The sequence below is a fragment of the Gilliamella apicola genome (genome assembly GCF_003202655.1).
In the GTDB taxonomy this organism is placed as follows: domain Bacteria; phylum Pseudomonadota; class Gammaproteobacteria; order Enterobacterales; family Orbaceae; genus Gilliamella; species Gilliamella apicola_R.
The window spans coordinates 177,267-196,555 of the sequence record NZ_QGLR01000012.1 but is presented as its reverse complement, the minus strand read 5'-3'; the positions used below and the strand labels follow the sequence as shown (position 1 = coordinate 196,555).

Below are 19,289 nucleotides of genomic sequence, written 5' to 3'. Positions count from 1 at the left end.
AAATCTATTCTTGATTAATGTTGTTGATTTGATTAATAAGAAAAACTTATGGAGTTTAATATTTAGTGGCGACGATCAAAGATATTGCGAAACTTGCTGGGGTATCTCATGGTACTGTTTCAAATGTACTTAACGACCGTGGTAATGTTAGTGTAAAAAAAATTAAATTGGTTGAACAAGCGATTCAACAACTTGGTTATCAAATCAATTTATCAGCCAAAACTTTGAGAGAAGGTTCAACCAAATCTATTTCGGTAATACTGCCAAATATTACCTCAGAGCAGTATAGCAATTTATATGATGGTCTATTTAGTCAAGCTAACCGACTGGGTTATGAACTTTCCCTTTATCTAACTTATGATTCTAAAGAACTTGAATTACAATTAATACAAAAAATAGCGGCCAAACGTGATCATGCCATTATAGTGGTTAGCTCATTATCCGATGCTACTGACTATTACCAAAAAGTTAAATTACCTAAAGAAAAAATCATCTTTGTATATCGAAAACCTTTATCCGCACAGCAGTTTGTGTCCCTTGATTATGAAAAAGCCGGGCAAGATATTGCTAAAGAGTTAATGAAAAAATCCTATCGTCGCATTGGCCTATTTAGTAATTCAGAACATTATACTCATATCCAAACCTTCAAAAAAGGTTTACAAAATACCTTCAAAGAACAGCATTACGATATAACCCTGAATAACATTACCTCAAAACCTTCTAACGGTACCTATAACTTAGCCTTTAGTTTTTTTGCAGACGAGCAGGTTAATTATGATGCTATTATCACCATGGATATGGATCGAGCTCATTTTGTGCGCAATGCAAATTATTTTGGTAGTCTACAATCTTGTCCTGCAATTTATACATTAACTAATAATAGTTTTTTTTATGAAGATAATATTTACCAATACCATATGAATTATGGCATATTAAGTGAGCAAATTATTAAGTTGATTGAAGGAAAAACGGTTAACCAGATTGAGAATAAAGGATTTTCATTATTACCTGATTCAGGCTCTGATAACATCACTAAACATTCACAAACCATTAACTTTTTGATATTACCCAGTCCATCAACCCAAGCAGTTAAAAAACTATTGCCGCATTTTAAAAAGATGAGTGGCATTGATGTTAACTTAATAATAAAACCTTTCGATGAAATATATCCAGTTCTTAATCAACTTGAGCAGCATCAGCAAATTGATATCATTCGAATTGATATGGCCGGATTACCATGGTTCGCACCGTCGGTATTTAAACCCTTAACCAACTTAGATATTAACTTAAATCAGCTATTAGCAAAATATCCTCCAGAAATTGTTGAGCGCTTTAGTTATGTGAATGGCACCGCTTATGCTATTCCTTTTGATCCTAGTGTTCAGATGCTCTTTTATCGCAAAGATTTATTTAATGATCCGTTAATTAAACGGGCTTATTATGAAACATATCGGCAACATCTGGATATTCCTAAAAGCTTTAAAGAGTTTGACCAAATTGCAACTTTTTTTAATCGACAACAAAACCCCGAATCCCTCGTAGAGTTTGGCAGTTGTATTACTCTCGGTAATTATGAACTTATCGCATCTGAGTTTTTAGTTCGTTACTATTCTCAAGGTGGAAAGTTAATCAACGCTAATCAGTTTGGTTTAAATCCAGCTATTGCGCTAAGTACTTTGAATCAGATGCGATCATTTATAAGCGTGGCTAAAAATATACAATCAACTTGGTGGCAAGAGTCGGTAAATTTATTTGAACAAGGTAAACTTGCCATGTTAATTGTTTATATGAATTTATTTAGCTATATCAATCATCGTAATATTTTACCTTTAGTTGGATATGCCAAAGTACCTGGCAAAAAGTCACTATTTGGTGGTGGTTCCCTAGGGATATCAAAATATAGCTCTAAAGAAGAACAAGTAAAAACTTTTTTCAATTGGCTTTATTCCACCGAAATTAGCGAACAAATAGCTCTACTTGGCGGGGCAACTGCACAAAATACTATTTTTCAAAATCATCGAATTATTAAAAGTTATCCATGGTTACCAGTGGTACAACAACAATATGCCAATGGAATTCGGGAAAATAGCATGACAGGGAACGCGGTTAATTTAAGATTGATGGAAAACATTATTGGTAAACATCTCACACAATGGATCATCAATCAATATAGCTCAAAGCAAGTCATTGAGTTGATCAATTCGGAAATTGAAAAAAATATGGCTAATAAATAATTATTAGCCATGATAAATCTTTTAAATTAAAGCAATTATTTTACTTTAATATCTACTTCTGCTTGTTAGGTGTCATGATGACATCTTTATCTCTAAAGAAATACCAGAAACCAACAGCAACGATTGCGGCAACTACAGCAGGGTAGATCCAAAACTCTTGCCATTGTGGTCCAGCACTTGGTAGTGTTTTTTCGGTAACAACGCGATTATTGATAAATCCACATACTGATGCCGCCATAAATACCCCAAAGCCGTTAGAAACAATAAAACGTAAGCCTTGAGCTTGAGCTTTAATTTCTGGACCGGCTTTCTTATCGACATAGATATCACCCGCAGTAAAGAAGAAGTCCCAACAAATACCTTGTAATAACAAAGTACCAATAATATAGAAGAACATATTACCGTCAGATGTTGCTGCCAGCGATAACATCATGCTACGAATTACCCAACAAATTGCGCCGAATAAAATGATTTTTTTGAAGCCAAAACGACTTAATAAGAATGATAAAAGGAACATAAATAGTACTTCGGTTGCGATGGCAATTTGCATCATTGAAGCAGGCTCTAGACCTAATACAGGTAGATACACTGGTAAATAAGCACTATATGCAGTTTTAGTTATCATTAAGACAAAAGTCGAAAGCATGAAAATAGTGAAATATTTATCTTTGAAAAGTGATAATGCATCTAAACACATTGCATCACGGATTGAGAATTTTTTATTTCGACTGGTTGGCGGTGTATTTGGTAGGGTGAAACAATAGATCCCATAAACCACTGAGGCACCAGAAGCAAGTAAAAATGAGTTAATTGAACTTGAGAATCCGGTGTAACCAAGAATCAATCCGACAATCATAAAACCGATAGTACCAAATACCCGAATAATTGGGAACCAACGCACGCCATCTATATGTCTAAAGCTAACGCTATTCGCTAAAGCAGTTGTTGGATAGAATAATAACCCAACAATAAAAATCATAATTAAAAAGCCAGCTATATTACCACTTTCGACAAAATTAGGAATGATAAATAAAACACCAGCATTAAGAATATGTAATATCCCCATTACTTTTTGCGAGGCAATAAATCTATCAGCAATCATTCCAATAAAAAGCGGAGAGATAATGGTTGCGATCCCTAAAACAGAATAAGTCGAACCAACAATTTCTTTTAATCCATAAGCAGCAAGCACTGCCCCAATAACCATATTCCATGCACCTTGCACAAAATATTGTAAAAACATCATTACCAGTAAGCGTGGTATTTTAAACATATAAAACTCCATTTTAAATCGTCTTCGTCAAGCCATCATAGGCAACTTGAATATTGTAAGGTTTAAATATTTCAACCAATTCATCATGCATAAAACCACTGCTATGCGAGTGATGAGAAGTGATAAGTTGAGTGTTTGAATCGAAAATACCCTCATCTAACATACGCTTTTGCGTTGCAATAACGGTTTCAATACTCATGTGGTTATTGGTCTTATCATTCTGCTTGTAGCCGTAAGTACACTCAAAAATAGCCATATCAATTTTTTTACCGCTATCTTTTAACCACTGCCAAGTGAGTTCAGGGAAATAGCCTGAATCATGGCCATGCAGTAACGTTTTTCCATCTTTTTCGATTAAGTAAATAAAGCAGAATTCCCATTTAGCATGATTAGCCAGCAGAGCCGTAACGGTATAACCAGCAGAAGTCACAACTGTTTGGAAAGGCACTAACAAATTAAATACAAAACGCTCAGGACTATATCCTGGTAGGACATTTAAACAGCCATTAATAGCAATATCATTGCCATAGACATGTAGAGGATGGTCAATATTAAAACCATAATCCACCATACGACTAAATAGATCGCCGACATTAAAATGGTCAGGATGAGTGTGAGTAAACAATAAGTCCTTTATTTTGGTGACATCAATGTTTTCTCTCATAACTTGATAGCTATATTCTGGGGCAAAATCAATTTGCACAATATCATCAATAAGAATAGAACTGCGGGTTCTAATATTTTTTCCTTTTTCAATGCGTGTTTTTTCACAAATCTGACATTTACAAAAAGGATTTGGGATACCTTCCGATGCAGCCGTACCCAAAAACTGTAATTTCACATTGTTCTCCTAATTAAACTTTAAACACCGTTATTTTATAAAAATTGGAACGTTTCAATTTTATTTTAATGTTATTATAACCACAATAAAATTAATATTTTTTTTTGCTAATTCGTGAGCTGGATCAAATTTTATATATTAACGGTTACTGTTTTAATGCTCGGAGAGATTATCGACGATATTGATCATCGCCGATAATAGAGGAATTGAGCGGGAAGAGATAATCTTTAGTTGGCTTCTTTCCAAAGAATTAGATCTTGATCATCAAGTTCTGAGGCATCAAATCCCATCATTGGTGGTAAATCTTCACGGTCAAAAGCTAAATCGCCACCATTAACATCGATATCACCCTTCTTAATCCCTTTGAAATCGTAAAGATTCGTATCGCATAAATGCGAAAGGGTAATATTTTGTGTAGCACGAAACATGGTTTCGATACGGCCAGGAAACTTTTTATCCCAATCATTTAGCATCTCTTTGATCACTTGCCGTTGTAAATTAGGCTGTGAACCACAAAGATTACAAGGAATGATAGGAAACTGTTTTATTTCAGCATATTTGGCAATATCCTTCTCTTTGCAGTAAGCAAGAGGTCGAATAATAATATGCTCACCTGAATCATTCATCAATTTAGGTGGCATAGCCTTAAGTTTGCCACCATAAAACATATTTAAAAACAAGGTTTCCAAAATGTCATCACGATGATGTCCAAGCGCTATTTTGGTTGCACCAAGTTCAGTTGCAGTGCGATATAAAATACCACGTCGAAGCCGAGAACAGAGTGAACATGTAGTTTTGCCTTCAGGGATTTTTTCTTTAACAATACCATAAGTATTTTCTTGAACAATTTTATATTCAATACCTAAGGATTCTAGGTATTGAGGTAGAACATGTTCAGGAAATCCAGGCTGTTTCTGATCTAAATTAACGGCAACTAATTCAAATTGCACTGGAGCACTGATTTTTAAATTAATAAGAATGTCTAGCAATGTATAACTATCTTTACCGCCTGATAAACAGACCATTATACGATCGCCTTCTTCAATCATATTAAAATCAGCGATTGCTTCGCCAGTAAGACGACGTAAGCGTTTATGTAATTTATTTTGATTGTATGTATTCATCACGATTTAATTGATTATTCCGCTCGGCTCATATATCGGCGTTCAGCAATATGAATTTTAACTTTTTCGTGGTTATCAATATATTCAGGTACTTGAATAACAAGACCAGTAGAAAGTGTAGCCGGTTTAGTGCGTGCACTTGCCGACGCACCTTTAATACTTGGCGACGTTTCAATGATTTCAAGTTCAACTGTTTGTGGTAATTCTAAAGCCACCACTTCACTTTCAGCCATTAAAACTTGAATGCCATCCATACCACCTTCAGGGATAAATAGCAGTTCTTCTTCAATTTGATCCTTCTTAAAAATAAACGGCGTATAGTCTTCATTATCCATAAACACATATTCATCACCGTCAATATAAGAAAAGCTAACAGGGCGTCGAAATAATTCGATAGTATCTAAAATATCATCACCTTTAAAACGCTCTTCAACTTTGCCACCAGATTTAACATCGGTAAAACGCATTTTATAGAGTGTACTTGCACCACGAGCACTAGGGCTTTGTACATCAATTTCTTTTACCAGCAACAACTTGCCGTTATAGGTGACCGCATCACCACGTTTTATTTCATTTGCTTTAGCCATAATACATTCTTCATATTTAAAAGAGTTAAAAATTAGCTCGCTATTTTACTCTTAACTTGCTATTGTCACCAATAAAATTTATAAAACAATCTCAAATTCATCCAATTCTCATGACTGATTCATTTCAATGCCGTAAAAATTGTGGTGCTTGTTGTATCGCACCGTCGATCTCATCAGCTATGCCAGGTATGCCAAACGGCAAACCGGCGGGAGTCCCTTGTTATAATTTGGATGAAAATTTTCAATGCAAATTATTTGGTCAAGCAACCCGCCCTAAAGTTTGTAGTCACTTAAAGCCATGTTTTGAAATGTGTGGTACTAATCGTAACCAAGCATTCAATTATTTAACTCAATTAGAACAGTTAACTAGCAACTAAGTATTGCGAATATTTAACATATCCGCTGTATTATTAGAATTATTTATCTCGCAAATAAATTTTTTTGATACACTTCACGCACTTTATTAGCTAATGATAAATATCAAATAAATTAGCTTAAATCAGTTACTCATCTATAACACATTAGGTAGTAGCTAGGATATTTAGTAAATTTAATCTGTTTAATAAGAAGAAGATTGATATGACAAAAAAATTAAAGCGTGATTTGAAAGCTCGCCATTTAGCAATGATCGCTATTGGTGGCTCAATCGGTACCGGGCTATTTGTTGCCTCTGGAGCTACGGTTGCACAAGCGGGACCAGGTGGCGCCTTACTCTCTTATGCGATTATTGGCATAATGGTTTATTTTTTAATGACTAGCCTTGGTGAGCTTGCAGCTTATCTTCCTGTTTCAGGAACTTTTGCAACTTACGGCGCTCGCTATGTTGATGAGGCCTTTGGTTTTGCCATTGGTTGGAACTATTGGTACAACTGGGCGATTACCGTTGCGGTTGACTTAGTTGCGGCACAATTAGTGATCTCCTATTGGTTTGATGCAGGTGCTTATAGTTGGTTATGGAGTTTATTGTTCCTAAGTATCATCTTCTGCTTGAACTATATTTCTGTAAAAGGCTTTGGTGAAGCTGAATTTTGGTTCTCATTAATCAAAGTGGTTACTGTCTTATTATTTATTGTGATTGGCTTATTGATGATAATTGGCATCTTAAAAGGTGCTGAAAATGCTGGTTGGCAAAACTGGGAAATAGGTGATGCACCATTTGTTGGTGGATTTTCCTCAATGATCGGTGTTGCGATGGTTGTAGGCTTCTCATTCCAAGGTACCGAACTGATTGGAATTGCCGCGGGAGAATCAAAAGATCCAGAAAAAAATATTCCCAAAGCCATGAAACAAGTCTTTTGGCGTATACTACTATTCTATATTTTTGCGATTTTAGTGATTAGTTTAATTATTCCCTACACTGACCCTAATTTACTGCGTAATGACGAAACGGATATTAGTGTTAGCCCATTTACTTTAGTATTCCAACATGCAGGGTTATTATCAGCAGCAGCTATCATGAATGCAGTAATTTTAACCTCAGTCCTCTCCGCAGGTAACTCCGGTTTATATGCTTCAACACGTATGCTATATGCCTTAGCTAAAGAGGGGAAGGCTCCTAAAATCTTCAGTCGATTATCTTCATCAGGTGTACCGGATATGGCGCTGTTTGCCACAACATTAGTGGCTATGCTGTGCTTTTTAACTTCACTATACAAAGACCAACAAGTTTATTTATGGCTACTTAATATGTCTGGAATGACCGGGTTTATTGCATGGCTTGGTATAGCTATTAGCCACTATCGTTTTAGAAAAGGTTATGTGTCACAAGGGCGGGATCTGAATAAATTACCGTATCGCTCAAGTTGTTTCCCATTTGGTCCTATTTTTGCCTTCGTACTCTGTTTGACTATTACGCTAGGTCAAAATTATGAAGCATTTTTACAAGATACCATTGATTGGAATGGTGTTATTGCCACTTACATCGGTATTCCATTATTTCTTGCAATTTACTTTGGTTATAAGATTGTTAAAAAGACAAAATGGATAAAATACGATCAAATGGATTTTTCTCAAATGGATTAATCTAATCACATCTAAATTAGCATTGCGCTTCCGTCGACATCTGTCGACGGAATTGTATTAAAAAAGAGAAAATAACCTATAAACTGGTTAACGATATACAAACAACAAGTGTGATAACGGTATTAGCGACTACGGAATATGATACGCGCTTTTGAAAGATCATAAGGTGTCATTTCAACCGTTACTTTATCGCCAGTCAGAATACGAATATAGTTCTTTCTCATCTTTCCAGAGATATGTGCGGTAACAACATGACCGTTTTCAAGTTCAACACGAAACATCGTATTCGGAAGAGTATCAAGAATAGTACCTTGCATTTCAATGTTATCTTCTTTTGCCATTGGGGCCTCTTAATATTAAATACAAATTAAATACACTCAAATCAATTAATATTACTTCGATTTTCTTTATGCTTAAATTAGAAAAGCGAATTTATCAACTTAATCACCAATTTTTGGTGTGTGTAAATTCATTGATTTGAGTATAAACACAGAACAGCTATAAATAGAATATCTAAATATAGCGGCGAAATAATGCCGAAAAAACTCTCAGATGTAAAGTCATTTCTAACATTTCTTTGAATTATAAAGTCCATGCTCATGAATATACTGCCAAACTTTGGGCGGTAATAACTTTTTACACCTTTGTGGGTCATCAATATTTTGCCTTATTTCTGTCGCAGAAATCGCTTCAAGTGGCGTATTAGCAAAATAGATATAACCGTTAGGGCTGTGGTGTAATGTTTGGATATCATTGGTTTGATGTTGATTGATCCAGGTTTGTAAATTGCTTTCGAAAGTGGGTTGAGCATAGCCAGGTCTTTTACATATAAGCAAATGGCAATAATCGACAAGTTTTTGCCACTCTTTCCACGTTGGTAAACTAAGTAAAGAGTCTTGCCCCATAATAAAAGCCAAGGCTGATTGAGCACCATTTTGCTCACGCCATGCTTTAAGGGTATCTATGGTAAAAGAGGGTTGATCCATCAGTTGCGGTTGTAATTCACGAGTATCAATTGTAAAAAGCGGATAATCAGCAATTGCCAATTTCAACATAGCTAAACGTTGCTCAGTTGTGGTCCCTGGTTGAGGTTTATGCGGCGGTATCCGATTAGGCAACAAACTGATATTACTCAATCCTATCTCTTCGGCTAAAGCTAAAGCAGGGCGCAAATGACCATAATGAATGGGATCAAAAGTACCACCAAATAACGCAGTTAACACTTTTCTAACCCCATAAACTGCATAGTTAAACTTAACAGCGCATCCCAAATAGATAAATCATTATTCTGCTTTAAGCTAATCTCGATGTCAGTTAAAGTCGCCAGTAACGCAAATAGACTTTTAATATCAAAGCGATTTAAATAAGCACTATACATCGATCTTCTATTTTGCCAGACTCGATATTCATCAAAAACCTGTCGTGGGGATTTGTCTGCTAAAGCCAATTTTAAATTGATTAATAAAATCAATTCACGTTGAACAATACGCATCAATATCAATGGCTCAAAATCATTCATCTTAAGCTGTTGTAACACATGCATTGCACGCTTAGCTTTATTGGCGATCATTGCATCAATCCAATGAAAAGGCGTAAATATTGCCGAATCGTTGATATTAGATTCAACCTGATCATAAGTAATAGTCTGGTTTGGATAAAGTAACTTTAATTGCTCGATAATTTGTGTTAAAGCCAGTAAATTACCTTCATAATAGTAACTAAGCAATTCAATAGCAGGTTGTTCAATAGTCATTTGCATTTGTTGCAAATAGGCTCTTATCCATTGAGGTAATTGTGCTGCATCTGGTGTTACGCAATTCACCACTACTAATTTATCCGATAAAACCTTATACCATGGTGCATTTTCCTGAGTTTTGGTTATCTTAACTAAACTGATTATCAAGCCAATATCAGGAGTTAACATTTCACATAACGTATTTAACTTTGTGGCAACTGAAACATTAAGTACGCCTTCACCAATATCTAAACAGAGCAGGGTTTTACTTGAAAACAGATTCATTGCCTGACAACAATCATACATTGCAGTCCAATCGGTTTGGGCATTGATAGTAAAAGAGAGTTGCTCGTCATAGTGAGCTCGTTTAAATGCACTACGTAATTCAGTTAGTACATAGTGTTTCAAGTAAGGATCGCTATCTAAAATTAAATAATAGGGCGATCCTAAATGCTGGGTTACTTTTTCCGCACTAATTTTAATCATAGTATCTGGTTAATTAACGGTATCAACCGATTTTAATTTACCGATGATCTGTTTTGCAGCTTGTTTATACATTTCATCTTCAATTAAATTTTGTTCTACCGTTTTCGCTAGTGCTTCGGCTGGATTATCAAAGAATGTGCGGAAAACACGAACGTTAATTGGGTGAATTTGTTCACCTGCAATTACCACTTGAGCTTGAACCGCTAGTACCAGTTGATATTCTGCCGCTTTACCATCTTGATAGATTGATATAGTACTTTTATCCAAAGAATCACCAACTATTCTTAGTGATGGATATTTTGCCACATCATTAACATCAGCCAAAATTACGCCATTGTCACGCAGTAACTCTTTAATATCTCTAGACAAACGACCATAAGGGTCGCCGCTAATATAAGAGAGTGTTTTAAATCGAGCTGGAACCTCTGTTTCATGCTGCAAATGAAAGCCACAACCAGTTAGTGATATTGTCAATAACATCAGTAAAGCTAAATATTTTTTCATTGGTATTACCGCCTATATCTCAATTATCCAACAATATTAACTTACCACTAGATTCAATAACTTACCTGGCACATAAATGACTTTGCGAATTGTGGTATCAGTTAAGTATTTTTGAATATTGGGTTCTTGTTTTGCTTGCTCGACAACAAAATCTTGTTGAGCATCTGCGCTTACTGTAAATTTACCGCGTACTTTACCATTAATTTGCACCACAATTAATTTTTCGTCTTCAACCATTGCTGATTCATCGGCAACCGGCCATGAAGCATTATCAATTGTTTCACTATGACCTAATGCTTGCCACATAACAAAACAAGCGTGAGGCATCATAGGGTAAAGTAATCGAACCACCGCATTTAAAGATTCATTCATTAATGCTCGATCTTGATCTGTCTCTTGCGGGGCTTTTTGTAAGCGATTCATCAATTCCATTACTGCGGCAATAGCAGTATTGAAGGTTTGACGACGACCAATATCATCACTCACTTTCGCAATCGTTTTATGTAATTCACGACGTAACGCTTTTTGATCAGCATTTAATTTAGCAATATCAAGCGCGCCTGCTTGACCACCTTGAGCATGTTCATATACCAAACGCCATACACGTTTAATAAAGCGGTTAGCCCCTTCAACCCCTGACTCTTGCCATTCAAGGGTCATGTCAGCAGGTGAAGCAAACATCATAAATAGACGCACAGTATCCGCACCATATTTATCCACCATCTCTTGCGGATCAATACCATTATTCTTCGATTTAGACATCTTAGTCATACCGGCGTGAACCAGCTCATTGCCTTTACTATCTGTTGCTTTAGCAATACGACCTTTATCATCACGCTCAATAGTCACTTCAGTTGGTGACACCCAGATACGTTCATTAGTTGGGCTGGTATAATAAAATGCATCGGCTAACACCATACCTTGGCAAAGCAGACGTTTTGCTGGCTCATCAGATTTAACCAAACCGAAATCTCGCATCAATTTATGGAAAAATCTGAAATAAAGTAAATGCATAATTGCATGTTCGATACCGCCAACATATTGATCAACTGGCAACCAATAATTGGCTGCGTTTTCATCTAACATACCTTTGTCATAATGAGGACAAGTATAGCGAGCGTAATACCATGATGACTCCATAAAGGTATCAAAGGTATCCGTTTCTCGTAGCGCAGGTTGACCATTAACAGTGGTTTTTGCCCAATTAGGATCGGCTTTAATAGGACTGGTGATACCATTCATCTCAACATTTTCAGGTAAAATCACCGGAAGCTGATCTTCAGGGGTTGGGATAGTTGTACCATCTTCAAGGGTCACCATTGGAATTGGCGCGCCCCAATAACGTTGACGAGAAACCCCCCAATCACGTAATCGATAATTTACCTTACGGTTACCAATACCTAAAGCAATAAGTTTATCGGCAATGGCATTAAATGCTTGCGCAAAATCAAGGCCATCAAACTCGCCAGAATTAAATAGTTTACCGTGTTCAGTATAAGCTTGCTCAGAAAGATCGGGAGCTTGTCCATCTTGATTTAAGATAACTGGTTTAATTGGTAGATTATATTTTGAGGCAAATTCATAATCACGTTCATCGTGACCAGGAACCGCCATTACTGCACCAGTACCATATTCAATTAAAACAAAGTTTGCAATCCAAACTGGAACTTTATCACCGGTTAATGGATGGATGGCAAAAAATCCAGTCGCCATGCCTTTCTTTTCCATAGTTGCCATATCGGCTTCAGCAGTTTTGGTGGTCTTACATTCAGCAATAAACTCAGCAATTTTAGGATTATTTTGCGCAGCTAATTGTGCAAGTGGGTGTTCCGCTGCCACCGAAACAAAACTGACACCCATTAAGGTATCTGGGCGAGTAGTATAAACACGTAACTTATCATTATAGTTTTCAACTGCAAAATCAAATTCGACACCTTCAGAACGACCGATCCAATTACGTTGCATGGTTTTAACTTGTTCTGGCCAACTTTCAAGCGTATCTAAATCATTCAATAATTCATCGGCATATGCAGTAATTTTAATAAACCATTGTGGAATCTCTTTACGTTCAACCGGAGTATTACAACGCCAACAACAACCTTCAACTACTTGCTCATTCGCAAGAACGGTTTGATCGTTAGGGCACCAGTTAACCGCCGAAGTCTTTTTATAAACTAAACCTTTTTCAAATAGTTTAGTAAAGAACCATTGTTCCCATTTGTAATACTCAGGACGGCAAGTTGTCACTTCACGATCCCAATCATAACCAAAACCAAGTAATTGCAATTGCTTTTTCATATAAGCAATATTTTCATAAGTCCATTTAGCCGGCGCTGTATTATTTTTAACGGCCGCACCTTCTGCTGGCAAACCAAATGCATCCCAACCGATAGGTTGCAAAACATTTTTACCATTTAAACGTTGATAGCGTGAAATCGTATCCCCGATTGTATAGTTTCGCACATGACCAAGATGCAGACGACCGGAAGGATAAGGAAGCATCGACAAACAGTAATACTTCTCTTTAGATGGATCTTCAGTAACGTGGAAAGTTTTCTCTTCTTGCCAATGTTTTTGTACTTTGGCTTCAATTTCATCTGGGCGATATTGTTCTTGCATGACGAATTAATGTCCTATCTATTATTGCTAATAAAAATAATTTGCTAATTGTATTGGTTATTGACTTGTTTTACAAACGTTATATGCTTTATCAAGCGTGAATTATTAGTAGATGAATTACTGATTTCGACCACTTAATTACTAAATAAGTAATAGAATAGGAAAGGATATTCTATAAGTTATATAAATGAAGCTAAGTAAAAAATGTAACAATTTCAATTTCACTGTCTAACCAAACGTTCTACTATATTATTGCTGTGTTCAATGCTAACGATAGCATTTATTGTTGCATGTGGTGTAATTTGCTTTTTATTTATACAGTTTTTATATTTATTCACTCACTCTGGATTTATGATTGTCTTTTCGGATGCCACTATAGTGATTTGCGTTTTATTTGGCTGCCTATTTGGGCTTGCTGATAGTTAAAGCATTACGTAAAAATATGACGATTGAGTTAACGCCCTATGGCATAAATATAAGTGATCATATTAACTCAAAGCAGTTTTCCAATAGTCAACATTGAAGCAGATTATTGTTTTTAAGGCATATTTACCTCGTGGATATTCCCAAAACATTATATTGCAATTTGAAAAAACACCAATCGAAATGTTAATGGTAGACGCAATAATTCCACTATTATCGAAAAAAGATAATCAACAATATATTGGATTTATAGAATATTTATCTAAATATGTTATAGAGTCAGAATTTACTTTGTTATCTGCTAAAAAACTGTCTCAACGATAATAGCCGAATGTTCGACAAATATTAATGTTCAAGAATACCGTTTAGTCTTTGAAAGAAAATAGTTTAAATCAATAATAACTCAGAATAAGAGTAAAAAAATGGCTATTTACAATTAAATAGCCATTGATTTATAAATCATAAATAAGGGATTTATCTACCTTGATTTAACAATTACCCACCATTGAATACACTTAAAAAGCGAGAAAAGTAGGATTTTTTCTCTTCAACTGGCATATTATCAAGGTTAGCTTGAATAAGCTTCTCGACTTTTTGGCTCTCCTCAGTCAAGCCCAATTCATTATAAGCATTGTGCATTAACAGTAACCCTTTCTTTGTTGCATCAGTATCTGGGAACAATGATAGCATTTGTGTTACGCGATTAATCACCGCAACATAGGCGCCACGTTTCGTATAATATTGAGCAACTTTTAGCTCATATTGCGCGATACGATTTTTCAAATAGATCAAACGTTTTTTCGCATCAGCAGCATAAGAACTATTTGGAAAACTAGAAACTAAATAGGTAAAATCTTTAAATGCTGCCATTGCAAATTCAGGATCACGATCTGAGCGATCAACATTAAACCAACCCTGAATAGTATTATCACTTTGAGCCATATTACTAATACCGCGCATATAAATCACCCAATCAATATTAGGATGGATTGGATTTAATTTTAAAAAACGGTCAATTGATGCAATGGCTAAAGGATAATCAGCTGTTTTATAATAAGCATAAATTAAGTCAAGTTGAACTTGTTGAGAAAAAGGTCCAAAAGGATAATTTTTATCGATAGTCTCTAAAACAGTAATACTGGATTTTATATTGCCACCTTCAAGCTCATTTTTAGCTTTATTGTATAGCTCAATTTCTGGCACACTTTCAACATCAGGCTTTGAGCTTGTACAGCCAATTAGTACGCTACTTAAAGCGATGACTAATAAAGTATGTAAACGCAGTTTCATTCGATTTCAATCCAAAATATAATTAAACATTAAAGGCAATGATTAGTATATAATACTCTAAAACATAACAGCTTAAAATAGATAAATTACACATGTATAAGTTAAAACTTTCATCTGATATCGAACCAACACAACTTGGAATGCGTTTGGATCAGGCTTTATCAGAGCTTTTTCCTGATTATTCAAGGTCAAGAATTAAAGAATGGATTATTAACAACAAAGTATTGGTTAACAATAATATTATAAATAAACCCAAAGAAAAAGTATTGGGCGGTGAAAAAATAACCATTGAAGTTGAAGTTGAAGAAGAAACTTTTCATCAACCTGAAAATATCCCATTAAATATTGTCTATGAAGATGATCATATTTTGGTTATCAATAAATCCCGTGATCTCGTTGTTCATCCAGGAGCGGGTAACCCAAATGGCACGGTATTAAATGCGTTACTTTATCACTACCCTGACATCGCTCGAGTGCCGAGAGCGGGTATTGTTCATCGCTTAGATAAAGATACAACAGGACTTATGGTGGTAGCTAAAACCATAGAAGCACAAACACACTTAGTTGAAGCGCTACAGTTGCGTGAAATTACCCGTGAATATGAAGCAGTGGCAATGGGTATAATTACCGCAGGTGGAACAATCGACCAACCGATAACTCGTCATCCAACCAAACGAACCCATATGGCGGTGTTTCCTACAGGTAAACCTGCCGTCACTCATTATCGAGTCATGGAAAAATATCGACTTCATACTCGATTACGGTTAAGACTTGAAACTGGTCGTACTCACCAAATTAGGGTGCACATGGCACATATAGCCCATCCTCTTGTCGGCGATCCACTTTATGGTGGACGACCAAGGCCACCAAAAGGTGCGAGTGACTCTTTTATCCAAACATTACGTGATTTTGATCGTCAAGCTTTACATGCAACCATGTTACGTTTATATCATCCGATCACTGGCGAACTAATGGAGTGGCATGCGCCAATACCTGATGATATGTTAAAATTAATCCATGCGTTACAAGAAGATACCGAACTTCATAAAGATGAACTTGATTGGTAATTATTATGATTAAATCTATCTATCCTTATTGGCCTGCACCTAGTAATATTCGCGCTTTCACCTCCACTCGAAGTGGAGGGGTAAGCCTTGCTCCTTTTGATAGTCTTAACTTAGGCAGTCGAACAGGAGATGAGCTAAACAATATTGTCGAAAATCGCAGTCGTTTAATAAAATCTGAAAAAATTCCAAGCGAACCTTATTGGTTAAATCAAACCCATAGTACCACTGTACTGGATATTTCAGAAATACAATTAAAACCAGCAACAGGGATGATAGGTAGCACGGAACGATTTGAAGCTGATGGCTCGTATACTAGTCAAGTTAATCAGGTTAGCGTGGTATTAACTGCCGATTGCATGCCTGTACTTTTTTGTTCACTCCAAGGCGATCAAGTTGCGGCAGCACATGCTGGCTGGCGAGGATTATGTCATGGCATTTTGGAAGAAACCGCGAAAAAATTTCAATGTGCGACCAATGAAATTCTTGTCTGGCTAGGACCCGCAATTAGTGCACAAAAATTTGAAGTAGGGGTTGAAGTTAAAAAACAGTTTGAAGAACAGGATGCCAATGCGCATTATGCATTCAAATTAATTGACGGCAAACAACAAAAATATCTTGCCGACTTGTATATGATAGCTAAACAGCGATTAAATGCTATCGGCATAACGCAAATTTATGGTGGTAATTATTGCACCTATACCGAACAAGATCTGTTCTACTCATATCGTCGAGAAAACAAAACGGGAAGAATGGCAACTATGATCTGGTTTGAAAAACATTAAACCAACGGTGATAATCATTACCAGCTTTGATATTGTAACTTGAACCAAGATATCTATTCATTATCTTCTTCGTGATGACTAATAAACAGTGGTAAAATCCATTTACCGCCAGCTAGCGAATAATCGCCACTAACAGTGTTTTTTTCGCGTAAAACAAAGTCAGCACCATCCCATTGCAAAACAGCAGTAGGAATGTATCCATCTCCGTCAAAACCTAAATCTAGGCATGGTTCCTCATTTATTAAACCATTATTATAGTTCATACCATGGCGAGTAATGAGTTTAAGTTCTTGATTTGAAGAATCACCGTTGGACTTGTTAACCAACCAATACGCATTCGATTGATTTCTGGTCGTACTCGCTGAACAGAGTACTTCAAGCAATTGATAATTATCATCTAAATTAAAAAGTTTAGGCAAATAATCGTTATCAACAAAAAAGTTGTTAGTTTTATTTCCGGTTAACTCATCAAGCGCATCACACTCCTCTACCTCTCCAGCGCCTTTATTCATATAAACTTCAGGAAAATGAGGAAATTGCTCTAACAGTTGGGTATAAGTTATTGGTATAGCTTCGTAGGAATTGGAGATCGCAGCTCTATTTATCACGGGTATAGCAACAGCCGGATAAACCTCTGACTCATCTTTAGCACCTTTTTTAATAATAGCCCCAACAGTCCCAACCCGACCTTGCACATCATCCATTTTTAACATAGTCGCATTAAAACCTCTTGCGGACAAATTAATCTTTTGATCTTCAATAACCAACATCACAACATCATCTACACTTTTTAATGAATTAATAATTACATTAACTTGATTTTCATTAAGTTTATATTGATAGTTGTCAAATGTTAATGGCCCATATTGATGATCATTAATCAATAAATCCACCTGCGTACCGCTAGGGTAATCAACATTTATCTTGATTACCCCATCGATAGACTGTTTTTCACCTGCGTGACGAATAAGGAGTAAATTTGCTTTGCTGACAAAGGCATCATCACTATCATTGTTAATGGCATAACCCACCGCATAACAAGTTAACGTATTGTCACAAGTTATATGCCAATCAGCATGATGAAACTCAACCGATGCATTGGCATGCACTGAATAAACACATAAGAATAATAAGCCGACTAAAACACGATAAAACATAACTATTTCGACCTCTATTTTACCTGAGTGACCCTAAGTGGCAGTCGCCAAGTGCCTCCTGCAAAACCGTTACATGAGCCAGTGGTGTTTTCGGCAGAAGGTACAAATTTATATCCATCCCAAGTTAGCTCTTCATATAGCCAACAATCTCCCAATCCACGCCCTTTGCTGTTGCTTTTTATTACACCATTACTATATTCAGGAAACACATAGGTTCCTACATAATTGATTTTATTATTATTTGTTTTTTTCTTAGGGATAACCCAATAAGCATCACTAAAATTATAAGCACCAGTTAAACACGATGCTTCTAATAAATCGTTGTGCTTATCTAATTTGTATAGATAAAATTGCGGTTTAAAGTTAACTTCTTCTTCATCTAAATCATAAGAAAAACAATCAGCTTCTTTTTCGTCACTATAGCGTGTTTTAAATTCAGGAAAAATTGCTACAACTTCTTCAAGTGTTAAATTTTTGCGTTCATCAGACTTAATCACCGCCCCTTTTTTTATAACAGGAGCAGGTATCGGTTTATAAACATGGTTTTCGTTTTTTTTACCCGGTTTTATAATTGCGCCAATTGTACCTATACGACCCTGTACTTCATCCATTTTTAACATTACTGCATTATAGCCTTTATCAAATAACTCCCAATATCTGTCGCCTTGCTTGAAAATAATTTCATTATCAGTTTTTTTTAATACTTTAAGGAGTGCGCTTAATTGATGAGGTTTTAATTGATAAATAGAATTGGGTTTCTTTGTTAGTGTACCCAAGTCTTTATTATTTATAACTAGGTTGATTGGCTGATTCTTTAGTATTTGCTCTTTCTTGTCATCGTCTTCATATTTATAAGATTCGTATTTAAAATAACCACCAGTAATAGGTTGATCTGCACCTGCTTTACGTTCGAGTAGGATTGATATAGGGCTTTCACCATCATCAACCTCTCGACCAAAACCCGCTACACGACAAGTTAACGTATTGTCACAAGTTATATGCCAATCAGCATGATGAAACTCAACCGATGCATTGGCATGCACTGAATAAACACATAAGAATAATAAGCCGACTAAAACACGATAAAACATCACTATTACTATTACTAATAAAAAATATTGGCAAATAATAACGCTATCTTATTA

17 protein-coding genes and 1 pseudogene are annotated in these 19,289 nt (G+C 35.8%); 6 read left to right on the top strand and 12 right to left on the bottom strand.

Annotated features, from left to right (window positions below; genetic code table 11):
- The first annotated feature begins 65 nt into the window (after window positions 1-65).
- Complete coding sequence (locus tag DKK70_RS10755) at window positions 66-2,234, top strand: extracellular solute-binding protein (RefSeq protein WP_110433992.1); 2,169 nt, start codon at window positions 66-68, stop codon at window positions 2,232-2,234.
- A 52-nt stretch (window positions 2,235-2,286) separates the two neighbouring features.
- On the opposite strand, the gene DKK70_RS10750 is transcribed toward DKK70_RS10755, so the two are convergent.
- The 4 genes from DKK70_RS10750 to yeiP form a co-directional block, all read right to left on the bottom strand.
- On the bottom strand, window positions 2,287-3,507 hold the full coding sequence (locus DKK70_RS10750; RefSeq protein ID WP_110433991.1) for an MFS transporter: 1,221 nt from the start codon (window positions 3,505-3,507) through the stop codon (window positions 2,287-2,289).
- 13 nt (window positions 3,508-3,520) lie between these two features.
- Window positions 3,521-4,348 carry an MBL fold metallo-hydrolase gene (locus tag DKK70_RS10745; RefSeq protein WP_110433990.1) on the bottom strand — a complete coding sequence of 276 codons (828 nt, stop codon included), beginning with the start codon at window positions 4,346-4,348 and terminating at the stop codon, window positions 3,521-3,523.
- 227 nt (window positions 4,349-4,575) lie between these two features.
- A complete protein-coding gene (ttcA, locus tag DKK70_RS10740) occupies window positions 4,576-5,472 on the bottom strand; it encodes a tRNA 2-thiocytidine(32) synthetase TtcA (RefSeq protein WP_110433989.1) in 897 nt (298 codons plus the stop codon).
- Window positions 5,473-5,486: 14 nt separating this feature from the next.
- Window positions 5,487-6,059 (bottom strand): elongation factor P-like protein YeiP, encoded by a 573-nt coding sequence (gene yeiP / locus DKK70_RS10735; RefSeq protein ID WP_034884126.1) that lies wholly within the window; start codon window positions 6,057-6,059, stop codon window positions 5,487-5,489.
- Between the two features lie 110 nt (window positions 6,060-6,169).
- On the opposite strand from yeiP, the gene DKK70_RS10730 reads away from it, so the two are divergent.
- Both DKK70_RS10730 and DKK70_RS10725 read left to right on the top strand, forming a co-directional pair.
- A complete protein-coding gene (locus DKK70_RS10730; RefSeq protein WP_146210871.1) occupies window positions 6,170-6,436 on the top strand; it encodes a YkgJ family cysteine cluster protein in 267 nt (88 codons plus the stop codon).
- A gap of 178 nt (window positions 6,437-6,614) precedes the next feature.
- The gene (locus tag DKK70_RS10725; RefSeq protein ID WP_258363941.1) at window positions 6,615-8,081 is read left to right on the top strand and encodes an amino acid permease; all 1,467 of its coding nucleotides are present in this window, start codon (window positions 6,615-6,617) and stop codon (window positions 8,079-8,081) included.
- A 122-nt stretch (window positions 8,082-8,203) separates the two neighbouring features.
- Here the strand turns inward: DKK70_RS10725 and infA are convergent, their stop codons facing one another.
- From infA to leuS, 5 genes are all read right to left on the bottom strand, one after another.
- Window positions 8,204-8,422, bottom strand: coding sequence for a translation initiation factor IF-1 (infA, locus tag DKK70_RS10720; protein ID WP_025315083.1), 219 nt, complete (start codon window positions 8,420-8,422; stop codon window positions 8,204-8,206).
- Between the two features lie 225 nt (window positions 8,423-8,647).
- Entirely contained in the window at window positions 8,648-9,304 is a 657-nt protein-coding gene (gene nadD / locus DKK70_RS10715) for a nicotinate-nucleotide adenylyltransferase (protein ID WP_110433986.1), read from the bottom strand.
- Entirely contained in the window at window positions 9,298-10,302 is a 1,005-nt protein-coding gene (gene holA / locus DKK70_RS10710; protein ID WP_110433985.1) for a DNA polymerase III subunit delta, read from the bottom strand. Before holA ends, nadD begins: the two co-directional genes overlap by 7 nt.
- A 9-nt stretch (window positions 10,303-10,311) precedes the next feature.
- On the bottom strand, window positions 10,312-10,806 hold the full coding sequence (gene lptE / locus DKK70_RS10705) for an LPS assembly lipoprotein LptE (protein WP_110433984.1): 495 nt from the start codon (window positions 10,804-10,806) through the stop codon (window positions 10,312-10,314).
- Between the two features lie 36 nt (window positions 10,807-10,842).
- Complete coding sequence (gene leuS / locus DKK70_RS10700) at window positions 10,843-13,425, bottom strand: leucine--tRNA ligase (protein WP_110433983.1); 2,583 nt, start codon at window positions 13,423-13,425, stop codon at window positions 10,843-10,845.
- 612 nt (window positions 13,426-14,037) lie between these two features.
- Between leuS and DKK70_RS17260 the strand changes: the two genes are divergently transcribed.
- Window positions 14,038-14,172: a hypothetical protein gene (locus DKK70_RS17260; RefSeq protein ID WP_258363938.1), complete on the top strand. Its 135-nt coding sequence runs from the start codon at window positions 14,038-14,040 to the stop codon at window positions 14,170-14,172.
- Window positions 14,173-14,415: 243 nt separating this feature from the next.
- Here the strand turns inward: DKK70_RS17260 and bamD are convergent.
- Window positions 14,416-15,138 (bottom strand): annotated as a pseudogene (gene bamD / locus DKK70_RS10695) (outer membrane protein assembly factor BamD); the annotation flags it as partial.
- 92 nt (window positions 15,139-15,230) lie between these two features.
- Here bamD and rluD point away from each other — a divergent pair.
- Both rluD and pgeF read left to right on the top strand, forming a co-directional pair.
- On the top strand, window positions 15,231-16,205 hold the full coding sequence (gene rluD / locus DKK70_RS10690; RefSeq protein WP_110433981.1) for a 23S rRNA pseudouridine(1911/1915/1917) synthase RluD: 975 nt from the start codon (window positions 15,231-15,233) through the stop codon (window positions 16,203-16,205).
- Between the two features lie 8 nt (window positions 16,206-16,213).
- Window positions 16,214-16,987, top strand: coding sequence for a peptidoglycan editing factor PgeF (pgeF, locus tag DKK70_RS10685; RefSeq protein WP_110434120.1), 774 nt, complete (start codon window positions 16,214-16,216; stop codon window positions 16,985-16,987).
- Between the two features lie 53 nt (window positions 16,988-17,040).
- On the opposite strand, the gene DKK70_RS10680 is transcribed toward pgeF, so the two are convergent.
- Both DKK70_RS10680 and DKK70_RS10675 read right to left on the bottom strand, forming a co-directional pair.
- Window positions 17,041-18,144, bottom strand: coding sequence for a DUF1176 domain-containing protein (locus tag DKK70_RS10680; protein WP_110433980.1), 1,104 nt, complete (start codon window positions 18,142-18,144; stop codon window positions 17,041-17,043).
- Between the two features lie 14 nt (window positions 18,145-18,158).
- Entirely contained in the window at window positions 18,159-19,235 is a 1,077-nt protein-coding gene (locus DKK70_RS10675) for a DUF1176 domain-containing protein (protein ID WP_110433979.1), read from the bottom strand.
- Window positions 19,236-19,289: the final 54 nt, after the last annotated feature.

Excerpts from the sequence above, each read along its gene's own strand:
- DKK70_RS10750 (WP_110433991.1), bottom strand. The coding sequence starts at position 3,507 with ATGTTTAAAATACCACGCTTACTGGTAATGATGTTTTTACAATATTTT.
- ttcA (WP_110433989.1), bottom strand. The coding sequence starts at position 5,472 with ATGAATACATACAATCAAAATAAATTACATAAACGCTTACGTCGTCTT.
- yeiP (WP_034884126.1), bottom strand. The coding sequence starts at position 6,059 with ATGGCTAAAGCAAATGAAATAAAACGTGGTGATGCGGTCACCTATAAC.
- DKK70_RS10730 (WP_146210871.1), top strand. The coding sequence starts at position 6,170 with ATGACTGATTCATTTCAATGCCGTAAAAATTGTGGTGCTTGTTGTATC.
- infA (WP_025315083.1), bottom strand. The coding sequence starts at position 8,422 with ATGGCAAAAGAAGATAACATTGAAATGCAAGGTACTATTCTTGATACT.
- holA (WP_110433985.1), bottom strand. The coding sequence starts at position 10,302 with ATGATTAAAATTAGTGCGGAAAAAGTAACCCAGCATTTAGGATCGCCC.
- lptE (WP_110433984.1), bottom strand. The coding sequence starts at position 10,806 with ATGAAAAAATATTTAGCTTTACTGATGTTATTGACAATATCACTAACT.
- leuS (WP_110433983.1), bottom strand. The coding sequence starts at position 13,425 with ATGCAAGAACAATATCGCCCAGATGAAATTGAAGCCAAAGTACAAAAA.
- DKK70_RS17260 (WP_258363938.1), top strand. The coding sequence starts at position 14,038 with ATGGTAGACGCAATAATTCCACTATTATCGAAAAAAGATAATCAACAA.
- rluD (WP_110433981.1), top strand. The coding sequence starts at position 15,231 with ATGTATAAGTTAAAACTTTCATCTGATATCGAACCAACACAACTTGGA.
- DKK70_RS10680 (WP_110433980.1), bottom strand. The coding sequence starts at position 18,144 with ATGTTTTATCGTGTTTTAGTCGGCTTATTATTCTTATGTGTTTATTCA.
- DKK70_RS10675 (WP_110433979.1), bottom strand. The coding sequence starts at position 19,235 with ATGTTTTATCGTGTTTTAGTCGGCTTATTATTCTTATGTGTTTATTCA.